The organism is Bacteroides sp. D22 (assembly GCF_000163675.1).
Lineage (GTDB): Bacteria > Bacteroidota > Bacteroidia > Bacteroidales > Bacteroidaceae > Bacteroides > Bacteroides xylanisolvens.
The window spans coordinates 2,177-16,865 of record NZ_GG774805.1 but is presented as its reverse complement, the minus strand read 5'-3'; the positions used below and the strand labels follow the sequence as shown (position 1 = coordinate 16,865).

The window sequence follows — 14,689 nt, the reverse complement described above, 5'->3', positions numbered from 1 at the left end:
GTTCCCGTTCAGCAACAGATCCATCAATGGAGCGACCGTCGAAAGATGGTTGATACAGTCTTGCTTCCCATGATGGTTTTTGTTCATGTCAATCCAAAAGAGCGTATGGAAGTCCTAAGCTTCTCCACGGTCAGCCGTTATATGGTGATGCGTGGTGAAAGTACTCCTGCCGTTATTCCTGACGAGCAGATGGCGCGTTTCCGTTTCATGCTCGATTATTCCGAAGAAGCAGTCTGTATGAATGATACTCCACTAGCGCGTGGTGAGAAAGTTCGTGTCATAAAAGGGCCTTTGAGCGGCCTTGTTGGCGAACTTGTGACTGTAGGCGGGAAGAGTAAGATTGCCGTTCGTTTAAATATGCTTGGCTGTGCTTGTGTAGATATGCCAATCGGTTATGTAGAACCCACAAAGATTAGTAATGACGACACAAAAAAACTTTAACGTATTTCTATTCATTCTACTGTTAGGAGTTTTTTCTCCTTTGATGGCTCAAAATATGAGTGATTCTCAAGTATTGGAGTATGTCAAAGAGGGGATTAGACAAGGGAAAGAACAAAAACAATTAGCCTCTGAACTTGCACGTAAGGGCGTGACCAAAGAGCAGGCTATGCGTGTGAAGCAGCTCTATGAGCAGCAGAACAATGTCAATGCTTCCAACGCTACCGGTACGGATGTCAATGAATCACGCTTACGTGAAGAAATGAAGGAGAACACCTCCGATATGCTGGAAGACCATCCGAGTACTCAAGATCTTGCACGTAGTAATCAGGTTTTCGGACGTAACATTTTTAATACCCGTAACTTGACTTTTGAACCCAGTGTCAACATCGCCACGCCTTTAAATTACCGTCTCGGTCCCGGTGATGAAGTGATTATCGACATCTGGGGAGCCAGCCAGAACACTATCCGCCAACAGATTTCTCCTGATGGCACGATCAACATTCAGAAAATAGGTCCCGTCAACCTGAACGGACTAACTATTGCTGAAGCCAACGACTATCTTAAAAAAACATTAAACAAGATATATAATGGTCTCAATAATACGAATGACCCTACTTCGGACATTCGTCTGACTTTGGGCAGCATCCGTACTATTCAGATCAATGTGATGGGTGAAGTAGTCCAGCCGGGCACTTACTCTCTCTCTTCCTTTTCTACTGTCTTCCATGCACTTTATCGTGCAGGTGGAGTCAGTGACATAGGTAGCCTTCGCAATGTCCAGCTGGTACGTAACGGCAAAAATATCGCCACAATCGACGTTTACCAATTTATCATGAAAGGCAACATTCAGGATGACATTCGTCTGCAGGAAGGTGATGTTGTGATTGTTCCCGCCTATGACGTATTGGTGAAGATCGACGGAAAAGTAAAACGTCCGATGCGTTTCGAAATGAAGAAGGACGAAAACTTATCTACGCTTATCAGTTATGCCGGTGGATTTGAAGCCGACGCCTACACCCGTTCTTTGCGTGTCGTACGCCAAAACGGACAGGAGTATGAAGTAAACACAGTCAAAGACCTTGATTATAGTGTCTATAAAATGCGGAATGGTGATGTTGTGACCGCCGAGGCTATCCTTAACCGCTTCACTAATAAGCTTGAGATCCGTGGTGCCGTTTACCGTCCCGGTACCTACCAGCTAAACGGTAAACTGAATACCGTTCGCGAACTGGTGAACGAAGCCCAAGGCTTGACGGGTGATGCTTTCTTGAACCGTGCTGTCCTTTATCGTCAGCGTGAGGACCTTACTACTGAAGTTATTCCTGTTGATATTAAAGCCATCATGGATGGTACTTCCCAAAATATCATCCTGGCGAAAAACGACATTCTTTATATTCCGAGTGTCCATGATTTGGAAGATAGGGGAGATGTTGTAATCCACGGCGAAGTGGCCAAACCAGATTCCTATCCTTATGCTGATAATATGACTCTTGAAGACTTGATCATTCAGGCCGGAGGCTTGCGTGAAGCCGCTTCTGTTGTTCGTGTGGATGTATCGCGCAGGATCAAGAATCCTCGTAGTACAGTAGATAACGATACTATTGGTCAGATATATACATTTTCCTTGAAAGAAGGTTTTGTTGTCGACGGCACACCGGGTTTTGTCCTTCAACCTTATGATGAGGTCTATGTACGTCGTAGTCCGGGTTATCAGGCTCAACAGAATGTGGTTGTTGAAGGTGAAATCCTGTTCGGAGGGTCTTACGCCATGACCAGTCGTGAAGAACGCCTTTCAGACTTGATCAATAAAGCTGGAGGTGCTACGAATTATGCTTACTTACGCGGTGCCAAGTTGACTCGTGTCGCTACTGCAGGTGAGAAGAAACGTATGGGAGATGTGATCCGTTTGATGAGTCGACAGTTGGGTGAGGCTATGATGGATTCTTTGGGCGTCCGTGTGGAAGATCATTTTACAGTCGGCATTGATTTGGAGAAAGCTATAGCTAATCCTGGCAGTACAGCGGATATTGTCTTGCGTGAGGGTGACGTGATTTCCATTCCGAAGAACAATAATACGGTCACGATCAATGGTGCTGTGATGGTTCCAAATACAGTTTCTTATATAAAGGGTGAGAATATAGACTATTACCTGAATCAGGCTGGAGGTTATTCTGAAAATGCAAAGAAGAGTAAGAAGTTCATAGTTTATATGAATGGACAGGTTACTAAGGTTAAAGGTAGTGGTAAGAAACAGATTGAACCGGGTTGCGAGATAATTGTACCTAGTAAGGCTAAGAAAAGGACTAATATTGGTAATATCTTAGGTTATGCTACCACATTCAGTACTTTGGGTATGATGATTGCCTCTATTGCTAATTTAATCAAGAAATAACGAATATCTTTATTTATGTCTACTTTGATGGAACAAACATCTGAAAAGGAAACAAAACAGTTGCATAATAATCACAATGATGAGGAGCTTGAAATTGATTTGATGGATCTTCTTCGTAAGATTATAGGTATTCGTAAGAAGATCTATAAAGCTGCCGGTATCGGACTGATAATTGGTGTTATTGTTGCAATCAGTATCCCTAAGCAGTACACGGTTGAAGTTACCCTTTCTCCGGAAATGGGCAATAACAAGGGTGGTGGTTTATCCGGTTTGGCTGCTTCTTTTTTAGGAAGTGGAGTTTCTATGGGAGATGGCACTGATGCCTTAAATGCTTCCTTATCTGCTGATATTGTTTCTTCTACTCCCTTTCTGTTGGAACTTTCTAATATGAAAGTCCCCGTATCAGGGAGTGAGGAAATCTCTTTAAGTTCTTATTTGAATGAAGAGTCATCCCCATGGTGGGGTTATGTAATCGGATTTCCTGGCATGGTAATTGGTGGAGTAAAGTCCTTGTTTACAGAAAATGAGGATGAACCCATATCTTCCGATAAAGCAAGTCGGGGTACCATTGAATTATCCAAAAAGGAGTCTCAGAAGATTGAATCACTAAAGAGAAAGATTGCTGCTTCTGTAGATAAGAAAACCTCTATGACTACCGTTTCTGTGACTTTGCAGAGTCCTAAGGTTGCTGCAGTCGTTGCTGACTCTGTGGTTAAGAAGTTGCAGGAATATATAATAGACTACCGTACCTTCAAGGCAAAAGAGGATTGTATTTATTTGGAGAAACTCTTCAAGGAACGTCAGCAAGAATATTATGCTGCTCAGAAGAAATATGCCGATTATATGGACTCTCATGACAATATCATTTTGCAGAGTGTTCGTACCGAACAGGAACGTTTGCAGAATGACATGAGTTTGGCTTACCAGGTATATAGTCAGGTTACCAGTCAGCTTCAGGTTTCCAGAGCTAAAGTTCAGGAAGAAAAACCAGTGTTTGCTGTTGTAGAACCTGCTGTTGTCCCCTTAGAACCTTCGGGAACCAGTAGAAAGGTATATGTTTTAGCTTTTATTTTCCTATCAGTTTGTATTGTAATCTCTTGGAATTTGTTCGGGAAAGATCTCCTAAATAAGTTCAAAGAAGTATATGCCTAAAATCAATTTTTAATGTGATATGGTATCAACCACCAGTCAAATCAATAAATTTATAGAATTTGTAGCAGTTCTGGGAGATCTGATCATTCTGAATCTGGTATTGTTTTTTCTCCTTTTCTTTTGGGAAGAAGTATTTGTCTCTTTACCTTTTTCTTGTAGGGTTTCCTGGATGATGACTTCGTTAAGTCTTTGCTATCTGGCCTGTTCGAGCTCCCGTGGGAGGTTTTGGGATAGTCGGGGAATTCGCCCTGACCAACTAGTATTGCGCGTGTTGAAGAATATTATAGCTTTTTCCATCTTTTGGGCATGTATCATGACTTTTAGTGGAATCTCTATCTATTCTCCTCTTTTCTTTGTCGCTTATTTCTCTTTCCTCTTTGTCATCTTAAGTATTTATCGCATTATTATTCGTCATTTTCTGATAGTCTATTGTGCTAAGGGCAAGCATAGACGTTATGCTGTTTTTATAGGTGGTGGCAATAATATGCAGGTATTGTATGAGGAGATGGAAAGTTCTCTGGCGTCTTCTCTATATGAAGTCGTGGGTTATTTTGATATAAAACCGAATGATACCCTTTCTTCCCAATGTTCTTATTTGGGTAATCCTGACGGTTTTTCAGATTTTATGTCTGCACACCCGGGTATCAAGCATGTCTTTTGTTCTCTGTCGATGGAGGAAGGTCGTTATAATTTTTCTATCATGAATCATTGTGAAAACCATTTGCTTTATTTTCATGGTGTTCCTAATGTATGTAAAGGTTTTCCTCGTCGTATTTGGCACAGTATGGTTGGCAATATGCCTATTTTGAATCTGCGTTATGAGCCTTTGGGTAAGATGGAGAATCGTATATTGAAGCGGATATTTGATATTGTTTTCTCTGGTCTTTTTCTGGTTACTATTTTTCCTTTTGTTTATCTCATAGTAGGTAGTATCATAAAGCTGACTTCTCCCGGTCCTGTGTTCTTTAAGCAAATGCGTACGGGGTTGAACGGTGTGGATTTTGTGTGTTACAAATTCCGTTCGATGAAAGTGAATGATGAAGCTGACAGCAAACAGGCTACGGCTGATGATCCCCGTAAAACCCGGTTTGGAAATTTTCTTCGTCGTTCTAATATAGACGAACTTCCCCAGTTTATCAATGTCTTTAAGGGTGATATGTCGATAGTAGGCCCCCGTCCACACATGTTGGCTCATACGGAGACTTACGCCCGTTTGATTGATAAATATATGGTGCGGCATTTTATAAAACCTGGGGTGACCGGCTGGGCTCAAACACATGGTTTCCGTGGTGAAACGAGGGAACTTTCACAGATGGAGGAACGTGTTAAGGCTGATATTTGGTATATGGAGCACTGGACAATGTTGCTTGACATATATATCATTTATAAGACCGTGGCGAATGTAGTTGTAGGAGAAAAGAACGCATATTAAAGTATCTTTACAAGTAAAACATCTTAAATATATATTACTAAATATATCTGCTTATGAATAAAAAAGAAACCCTGAAGCAACAAATTCTTCAGTTATCTCGTGAATATTATAATGAGGTTCATCGAGACTCCAAAGTCTTTGAACCAGGGAAAAGTTTTGTAAATTATGGTGGTCGTTTTTTTGATGCTGAAGAACTCGTTAATTTGATTGATTCCTCTTTGGACTTCTGGCTTACAGCAGGACCTTGGGCTCATAAATTCGAGAAACGTTTTGCAGACTGGTTGGGGGTTAAATATTGTTCGCTGACAAATTCCGGGTCTTCTGCAAATTTATTAGCATTTATGACATTGACTTCTCCACTATTGGGGGAGCGTCGTATAAAAAAAGGTGATGAGGTTATAACAGTAGCTTGTGGATTTCCAACTACTGTAACGCCTATCATTCAGTATGGTGCGATTCCAGTATTTGTAGATGTAACGATTCCGGAGTATAATATAGATATAACTCAACTGGAAACTGCTTATTCTGATAAAACCAAAGCTGTCATGATTGCCCATTCGTTGGGTAATCCTTTCGATTTACAGTCGGTAAAAGATTTTTGTGATCGTCATCATCTTTGGTTAGTTGAAGATAATTGTGATGCCTTGGGTTCAGAATATACCATTAATGGTGAAACGAGAAAGACAGGGACCATCGGTCATATTGGTACTAGCAGTTTTTACCCACCACATCACATGACAATGGGTGAGGGTGGTGCTGTGTACACAAATGATCCATTGCTTAATAAGATAACCAATTCTTTCCGTGATTGGGGGCGTGATTGCTGGTGTGTAGGTGGTGTAGATAATACTTGCAAGTATCGTTTCAGTAAACAATTTGGTGAGTTGCCTGTAGGTTATGATCATAAATATGTTTATTCTCATTTGGGTTATAATTTAAAGCTAACCGATATGCAAGCGGCTATTGGTTGCGCCCAATTGGATAAGTTGGACAGTATAGTATTGGCTCGTAGAAAGAATTTCCAGACTTTACTTGACGGTCTGAATGATACGGAAGGACTAATACTTCCTGAACCTCAAAAGAACTCTAATCCTAGCTGGTTTGGTTTTCTTATTTCAGTGAAAGAAGATGCAGGGTTCACCCGTAATGAATTATCAGAATATTTGGAGAGCAAGAAAATACAAACCCGTAATCTTTTTGCAGGAAACCTGTTGAAACATCCGGCTTTTAATGAAATGCGACAAAACGGTGACGGTTATCGTGTTGTCGGTGATTTGAAAGGTACAGATTTTATATTGAATAATACTTTCTGGATTGGAGTTTACCCGGGTATGACTGAAGAAATGCTCCAATATATGATTTCCACAATCAAGGAATTTGTTACATCCCGTAAAGCGTAGAGAATAATGAAAGCAGTCATTTTCGCAGGAGGTTTTGGAACCCGTTTGAGTGAGGCTACCAATCTTATTCCCAAACCGATGGTTGAAATAGGTGGAAAGCCTATTCTTTGGCATATTATGAAGACTTATAGTCATTATGGAATTAATGAATTTGTTATCTGTTGCGGTTATAAACAATATGTTATAAAAGAATATTTCGCTAATTATTTTCGTCATAATAGCGACCTCACAGTCGACCTGTCCAATAACAGTGTTGAAATACTTGATAATCACTCTGAAAATTGGAAAGTGACTATGGTTGATACCGGCTTGAATACCCAAACAGGAGGGCGTCTGAAACGAGTACAGAAATATATTGGTGATGAACGCTTTGTTCTTACTTACGGCGATGGAGTAGCGGATATAAATATAGCAGAGAGCATTAAGGAGCATGAATTATCAGGTTGTGACATCTCATTAACGGCTTACAAGCCCGGAGGTAAATTCGGAGCCTTGCAAATAGATTTGAATAATAACAAGGTACTTTCCTTTCAAGAAAAACCGGATGGTGATCGTAATTGGGTGAATGCAGGTTATTTTGTTTGCGAACCTAAAGTCTTTGAATATATTCCTGCGTGTGATGATACTATTGTTTTTGAGCGTAAGCCTCTTGAAGACTTGGCGAAAGATGGTAAAATGCATGCTTATCGTCATACCGGTTTTTGGAAGCCGATGGATACACTCCGTGATAATGTGGAACTCAATGAAATGTGGGATAAGGGGATAGCTCCCTGGAAAGTTTGGTAAATAATGGATATAGACATATTTAAAAATTTCTATAGAGGGAAGCGTGTTCTTGTAACCGGACATACAGGCTTTAAAGGTAGCTGGCTTTCTATCTGGCTCCATGAATTGGGAGCGGAAGTGATCGGGGTGGCTAAAGATCCGGCTACAGATAAAGATAATTATGTGTTGTCCGGAATAGGAGGAAAAATAAAAGCTGACCTGCGTGCTGATATTCGTGATAGTCAGCGAATGAAAGATATTTTTCAGGAATATCAACCCGAAATTGTTTTTCACTTGGCTGCCCAACCTCTAGTACGTTTAAGTTATGAAATTCCCGTTGAAACGTACGAAACTAATGTAATGGGGACGATTAACATATTGGAAGCTATACGGATAACGGATAGCGTAAAGGTAGGCGTCATGATAACTACCGATAAATGTTATGAAAACAAAGAGCAACTTTGGGGCTATCATGAGAATGAACCGATGGGTGGTTACGACCCTTATTCCAGTAGTAAGGGAGCGGCCGAAATAGCTATTGCTTCTTGGAGGCGTTCTTTCTTTAATCCAGAGCAATATGAAAAGCATGGTAAAAGTATAGCCAGTGTTCGTGCAGGTAATGTGATTGGTGGTGGCGATTGGGCTTTAGATAGAATTATTCCCGATTGTATCCGTGCTTTAGAATCAAATAGACCTATTGAGATTCGTAATCCGGAAGCTATTCGTCCTTGGCAACATGTATTGGAACCATTAAGTGGTTATATGTTATTGGCTAGTAAGATGTGGGATGAACCTACCAAATACTGTGAAGGATGGAATTTTGGTCCAAGAACAGAATCTATTTCTACTGTTTGGGATATTGCTGCTAAAGTTGTGGAAGAATATGGAAGCGGAGACTTAAGAGATTTGTCTGAACAAAATGTTTTGCATGAGGCGAGATTACTGATGTTGGATATTTCCAAAGCCCAATTTTTGTTAGGATGGCAGCCGCGAATGAACCTTGATCAGACTGTATCTCTGACAGTCGATTGGTACAAAAGTTATCGTAAAGAAGAAGTCTATGATGTTTGTGTAAATCAAATAATCAACTATTTATTGAAATGAAAATATTGTTGACGGGGGCAACAGGCTTTTTGGGCTCTCATATTGCTGAAACTTTATCTACACATGGCCATGAACTATTGTTAGCAAAAAGAACAAAATCAGATTTATGGAGATGTGCTTCTTTAGAAAATAAAGTTAAATGGACTAATAGTGATTCAGATACTTTTGAATTGGATGTTTTGTCTTTTCGTCCTAATGTAATAATAAATTCTGCTTGGAATGGTGTTTCAGCAGGTGAGCGGAACTCATGGAAACATCAACTCGATAATTTATGTTATCAACAGCGCTTACTAGATTTAGCAAAGCGGTTAGAAGTAAAAGTATTTATAGGAATTGGTTCTCAAGCAGAATATGGGACTTTTGATGGGTGTGTTGATGAAAATTACATAGCTGATCCTAATACAGCATATGGGGTTGTAAAATTGGCAGCACAACAAATAGTAAAAACTTTCTGTGAAGAAAATAATATAACTTGGTATTGGTTTAGATTGTTCTCTTGTTTTGGTGAGAGAGAAGCAGAGAACTGGTTAATACCTGCTGTCATCAAAAATATGATGTCTACTGATCAAGATCATATGGATTTAACAGCTGGTGAACAGAAGTATTCTTATTTATATATTAAGGATGTAACAAATGTGATACTGTCTGCAGTTAAAGGAAATGCAGAAAGTGGGATTTATCATATTGCTTCGGATAAATTGCGTTCCCTAAAAAGTATTTTAGTTCATATAAAAGAATATTTAAGACCTGAATTTTGTTTAAATTTTGGAGCTCTCCCTTATCGTAAAAATCAGTCAATGATTAATGGCTCTGTTAATTTGAAGACTCGAAAAGCGTTTGGAGACTTTGAAGTTTCTGATTTTTCTAGTAAATTAATTCAAACGATAGAATATTATAAGGCTATTTATAATGATAAAAGATAGTATTACGTTATCAAAAGAAATACGTAAGTGTTCACTACGTATGGTTTACCAAGCAAAAGCATCTCATATTGGTGGGGCTTTATCAATGGTAGATTTATTATCTGTGTTATATAGTACGATATTAAAATATGATGTTTCTAATCCTTCTTGGGAAGAAAGAGATCGGTTTATACTTTCAAAAGGTCATGCTTGTGTCTCTTTCTATTCTACATTAGCATTATGTGGTTTCTTTTCTATGGAGGAACTGGACGATTATGGGAAAAATGGAAGTCGTCTATTATCCCATACAAGCCATTATATACCAGGAATAGAAATTTCTGCTGGTAGCCTTGGACATGGTTTGCCAATTGCGTGCGGAATTGCTTTAGCTGCGAAGCGAAGAGGACAGAAGTATCGTACTTATGTAATTGTTGGAGATGGAGAAATGGATGAAGGTTCAAATTGGGAAGCTTTACTGTTGGCTTCACATTTAGAACTGGATAACTTGTGTTTAATTATTGACTATAATAAGATTCAAAGTTTGGGTGCAACCAATGAGGTTTTAAATTTGGAACCTTTTAAAAGTAAGTTGGAGGCATTTAATTGGAATGTTATTCAAATAGATGGTCATAATCATGAAGCTATTCGTAGAGCTTTCATCCAAGCGGAAGCATTTTTGGGGAAACCAACTGCGATAATAGCTGATACAATAAAAGGTAAAGGAGTTTCATTTATGGAAAATGAATTGTTGTGGCATTATAAATCTCCGGATGAAAAACAATATAATCAAGCTATAAAGGAAATAGAAGGATGAGAACTGCATTTATAAAACAATTGGTAGAAGAAGCTAAAAAGAATGACAAAATATTTCTTGTTGTTGGGGATTTAGGCTTTAGTGTAGTCGAAGATTTTGCTAATCTGTTTCCAAAGCGTTTTTTAAATACAGGTATAGCAGAACAGAATATGATTGGTGTTGCTGCTGGATTGGCTAAGGAAGGGTATAATGTTTATGTTTATTCTATAGGGAACTTTCCCACTCTTCGTTGTATGGAGCAGATTCGTTATGATGTAGCATATCACAGTTTAAGTGTAAAAATTGTATCGGTTGGTGCAGGTTATGCCTACGGTTCTCTCGGTGCTTCACATCATGCGACTGAAGAGCTTGGTATGATGCGGACAATTCCTAATATGATTATATGTTCTCCTTGCGACCCTGTTGAAGCAAAGTCGGTAACTACGATTTCTGCAAACTATAATGGACCGATGTATCTGAGACTAGGGAAAGCGGGTGAAGCAATTGTTCATAAGGAAAATATAATGAATTTACAAATAGGAGATCTTCTTCCAATAAAAATTAATAGTGAAAAAAAAGTTCTGCTTGCTAGTGGTTCTATATTAGATTATGCAGTAAAATATATGATTGTTGAAAATATTAAATCAGATATTTATAGCGTACCTTTTGTAAAGCCTTTAAATGTAAAACAAATAAAAGAAATAGCAGAGCAATATTCTGAAATAATTGTTTTGGAAGAACATCAAAAAAGTTGTGGTATTGGGTCTGCAATTATTGAACAGATTAGTGATTTATATGCTTATGGTGTACTTCCTATATATCCCAGAATAAAACGGATAGCAATAGATGATAAATTCTATTCAATATCAGGTTCACAAGATTATTTAAGAGAGAAAGCAGGATTACGGTTATTTTAAGAATTGTGTATTTAGTTGTAATCAGTAGTGTGAAAATAGCTTTCTTTGTTGGATAAATAGTGATCTACTGTGATGAAAAATAATGTAACAGTGGAAATAATTGAATTTGAGTGGGAAATATTTATAAGTTTTCAATTATAGTATGAATAAAGATGTTTGTGTGTATATTTTGACGCACAATAGACCAAATGATATATTACGATCTTTAAATTCTGTTAGAAAACAAGATTTTCCTAATTTAAAGATAGTTGTATCCGATAATTCGGATAATGATACTACTACTGAATTATTAAAAGACCTCATAAGAAGCGATGCAAGAATAAATTATATAAGAAGAGGAAAAGAATGTTCATCAGCTAATGCTCATTTTAATTATATATTAGCAACTAATATCCATGAATATTTTATGTTATTTCATGATGATGATGAGATGTTGCCTAATATGGTGAGTGTACTATATGAATATTTATCGACTCATGATTCATTCAGTGCAGTGGGGTGTAACGCATATTTTAATATTAATGGGAAGAATACAAAGAAAAAAATGTTTATCTCTAAAAATATACAAATAATGGAGGATAGTGAGAGTGTTGTAAAACAATACGCTATGGGTAATACTGCTCCATTCCCTTCCTTTATGTATAGGAAATCAAAAATTATTGGAAGTAAAATGGATTGGCTGAAAGGGGGGAAATATTGTGATTGCTCATTTATTTCTACAATTGCAAATAAAGGAGGGGTGGTATATTTGCCTCAATGTTATATGTATTATTTTATATCTCCAAGTCAGGATAGTCAACATCATGAGTTTTTTCAATATTTGTCTTTAATAAAATTCTTATCAACTCAAGTAGAAGACAGGAGCATATTGTTAAACATGAGGATTTTCAATATTTATAATTATTTGCGTGATTTGCAATTGAAGACCGGAAATATTCCATATAGGAGAAAAGCACTTTTTTTATTTTATAAATACTCTCTTTTTAACTTTTTCCCAAAATATATTTTACGTTTGTTGAAGTTATATACAAAATGATAAAAGTTTATATTCCTAGTCCTTTTTATATTCCAGTACAAAGACAATTTCCGAATCCTGCTAAAACAGTGTGGGGAAATTGTGAATTTGTTTTTTCGGAAGTAGATGATTATGACTATATTGTTGTAATTGATAGTTTAAAGGAAAAAATCCAAACCCCTCTTTCTAAGACCCAAAGAATTATTTTTTTAGGAGAGCCCCCTTATGTAAAAATTTATAATGATAAATTTCTAAAACAGTTTGGGTGGGTATATGGTTGTCATCAAAAGAAAGTAGGTAATGATTCGGTGAAATTATCTATTCCATTATTACCTTGGATGGTTGGATGTCATTTGCGTGAAAATACACACCAGTGTAATAGCAATAAATACTTAACTTATGTTGATTTTCAGAAAAATGAAAATCTACATTCTCGTTTAAATAAGATTTGTTTAATAACTTCCAATAAGACATTTACAAGAGGACACCGGGATAGGGTGCGTTTTGTGGAACGAATTTTGAAAGAGTATCCAAATTTAGTAGATGTATATGGGAATGGCTATAAATCAATATCCGATAAATGGAGTATTCTCTCACGTTATAAATATTCTATCGTAATAGAAAATTGTTCATATCCTAATTATTGGACGGAGAAATTAGCAGACTGTTTCTTAGCAGGATGTTATCCTATTTATTATGGATGTACGAATATAAATGAATATTTTTCAAATGATTCAATGGATATTATTGATATAAATAATTTTAAAGTAGCTGTTCATCAATTGAAAGCGATTCTTTCATCTTCAAAATATGAGAATTCTGTAAATTCAATTATTGAATCAAGAAATTTAGTTCTGAATAACTATAATATGTTTTGTATTATATCGAATATTATAGAGAATATGGAACAATTTTCTTCTTATAAAAAAGAACGTTGTAATGAAATAGTTTCTCCTATGCAGTATTCAATAAAAGATAAAGTCATTCAGAAAATAGCTTGGCGATTGAATATTGTGTTATAAATTAGTGAATAGGAGAGGGTTTATAGCTTGAAGTCCTACTATTAGGCAAAAAAGTAGAAAGGAGAACTTAAAAAATGCGTTCGAATAGGATGTTTACATTTTTCATGTATAGTAGATATAATAATTTATTTAAAGGTGTTTCTTGGGTAGTGGCATCTTCCATTATTGGTAGTGTTTTACAGTTTCTGCTTATATTTGTTTTGTTGAATTTTTATAAACAAGAAGAATTTGGACTTTGGGCAAGTGTTACATCTATTGCTGCTGTAATTGTAACAGGTGATTTTGGTATTGTTAATGTTTTGCGAAATATAATAAGTCGAGAAATCTTGAATGGATCTAAAGGTATTGCTATTTCTAAACAGTACTTCTATTCAGCTTTGATTTTTTTTATGTGTTTGGCCATCTTATTGTCTATTATTTTATTATTTATATCAAGTTATATTCCATTTGAACATTTATTTAAAACGGATAATGAATATTTGAGGCAACAAGGAAGAGCTATATTTCTAATAATACAGTTTATTTTTCTTTTCAATATACCATTTAGTATAGGAATTCCTTTATTTTTTTCATTTGGGGAATCAAAACTATATTCTATAGTAAATTCGGTGAAATCAATTGTTGCATTTATGATTGTTTTATGTTTGTCTATTAACAAAATTCATATTACATCTGTTGCTGTTGCTTATTTTACATCTAATTTATTGATTTCATTATTGGGTACACTCTACTTTATTTATAAGCGGAAATGGTTTACTTATTCTTTTAATTGGTGGGATTGTTATCATAAGATAAGAGAAATGTTAACTATAGGTGTTAAATTTTTAAGTATACAGCTTTTTAGTAGCTTTCTACAGAATGTGTTAACTATTTATGCAGGCTCTATGGTAGGATTGGGGGTAGCCGCTAATATAAATGTAGTGCAGAAAATCTTTTCATTTTTTGGTGGTATATATCAGAGTGCATTTAATCCATTATGGAGTGAACTTGCTTCTGCTTTTCAAAAACGTAATTATGATTGGTGTTGGAGTTTGCTAAAAAAGTCTGTATGTATTACAATTACTTTTTTTTCTTTTGTCGTAATTATTGTTTCTGTTTTAGGGGATTTTTTTATGAAATTTATTGCTGGGAATGAGTTTAAGTCGAATGTTTCTATGTTTATATTAGTCGGAATCTTGTTTTCAATAAGAATTGTTTTTGATAATGTTTCATTATTACAAAATGCAACAAATAAATTGAATACAATCATTTATGGATATTCTATTATGTTTGTTTACGTTCTTATAGTAATACCGTGGCTAGTTCAGCAGTATGGGATTGAATTAATGATTTTAAATCTAATATTTATGTGGGG

Annotated in this window: 13 protein-coding genes; all 13 read left to right on the top strand. The window is 36.4% G+C overall.

Annotation, left to right across the window (positions count from 1 at the left end; all coding sequences use genetic code 11):
- On the top strand, window positions 1–441 hold a 441-nt coding region (locus HMPREF0106_RS13595), incomplete at its 5' end, for a UpxY family transcription antiterminator (RefSeq protein WP_009039837.1).
- Window positions 419–2,833, top strand: coding sequence for an SLBB domain-containing protein (locus tag HMPREF0106_RS13600; protein ID WP_009039836.1), 2,415 nt, complete (start codon window positions 419–421; stop codon window positions 2,831–2,833). The genes HMPREF0106_RS13595 and HMPREF0106_RS13600, both read left to right, overlap by 23 nt.
- A gap of 15 nt (window positions 2,834–2,848) precedes the next feature.
- Window positions 2,849–3,985, top strand: a complete 1,137-nt coding sequence (locus tag HMPREF0106_RS13605) for a Wzz/FepE/Etk N-terminal domain-containing protein (RefSeq protein WP_009039835.1) — start codon at window positions 2,849–2,851, stop codon at window positions 3,983–3,985.
- A gap of 19 nt (window positions 3,986–4,004) precedes the next feature.
- Complete coding sequence (locus HMPREF0106_RS13610; RefSeq protein ID WP_009039834.1) at window positions 4,005–5,417, top strand: undecaprenyl-phosphate glucose phosphotransferase; 1,413 nt, start codon at window positions 4,005–4,007, stop codon at window positions 5,415–5,417.
- Between the two features lie 53 nt (window positions 5,418–5,470).
- Window positions 5,471–6,817 carry a lipopolysaccharide biosynthesis protein RfbH gene (rfbH, locus tag HMPREF0106_RS13615; RefSeq protein WP_009039833.1) on the top strand — a complete coding sequence of 449 codons (1,347 nt, stop codon included), beginning with the start codon at window positions 5,471–5,473 and terminating at the stop codon, window positions 6,815–6,817.
- 6 nt (window positions 6,818–6,823) lie between these two features.
- Entirely contained in the window at window positions 6,824–7,603 is a 780-nt protein-coding gene (rfbF, locus tag HMPREF0106_RS13620; RefSeq protein WP_009039832.1) for a glucose-1-phosphate cytidylyltransferase, read from the top strand.
- A 3-nt stretch (window positions 7,604–7,606) separates the two neighbouring features.
- On the top strand, window positions 7,607–8,686 hold the full coding sequence (rfbG, locus tag HMPREF0106_RS13625; RefSeq protein ID WP_009039831.1) for a CDP-glucose 4,6-dehydratase: 1,080 nt from the start codon (window positions 7,607–7,609) through the stop codon (window positions 8,684–8,686).
- Window positions 8,683–9,609 carry an NAD-dependent epimerase/dehydratase family protein gene (locus HMPREF0106_RS13630; RefSeq protein WP_009039830.1) on the top strand — a complete coding sequence of 309 codons (927 nt, stop codon included), beginning with the start codon at window positions 8,683–8,685 and terminating at the stop codon, window positions 9,607–9,609. The genes rfbG and HMPREF0106_RS13630 overlap by 4 nt, the downstream gene beginning before the upstream one ends.
- The gene (locus HMPREF0106_RS13635) at window positions 9,596–10,402 is read left to right on the top strand and encodes a transketolase (protein WP_009039829.1); all 807 of its coding nucleotides are present in this window, start codon (window positions 9,596–9,598) and stop codon (window positions 10,400–10,402) included. Before HMPREF0106_RS13630 ends, HMPREF0106_RS13635 begins: the two co-directional genes overlap by 14 nt.
- The gene (locus HMPREF0106_RS13640) at window positions 10,399–11,298 is read left to right on the top strand and encodes a transketolase family protein (RefSeq protein WP_009039828.1); all 900 of its coding nucleotides are present in this window, start codon (window positions 10,399–10,401) and stop codon (window positions 11,296–11,298) included. The genes HMPREF0106_RS13635 and HMPREF0106_RS13640 overlap by 4 nt, the downstream gene beginning before the upstream one ends.
- A gap of 142 nt (window positions 11,299–11,440) precedes the next feature.
- On the top strand, window positions 11,441–12,334 hold the full coding sequence (locus tag HMPREF0106_RS13645; protein ID WP_009039827.1) for a glycosyltransferase family 2 protein: 894 nt from the start codon (window positions 11,441–11,443) through the stop codon (window positions 12,332–12,334).
- Window positions 12,331–13,335 (top strand): glycosyltransferase family 10 domain-containing protein, encoded by a 1,005-nt coding sequence (locus tag HMPREF0106_RS13650; protein ID WP_009039826.1) that lies wholly within the window; start codon window positions 12,331–12,333, stop codon window positions 13,333–13,335. Before HMPREF0106_RS13645 ends, HMPREF0106_RS13650 begins: the two co-directional genes overlap by 4 nt.
- Window positions 13,336–13,424: 89 nt before the next feature.
- Window positions 13,425–14,689 (top strand): lipopolysaccharide biosynthesis protein (locus HMPREF0106_RS13655; protein WP_050427864.1); only part of this gene is annotated, 1,265 nt, incomplete at its 3' end.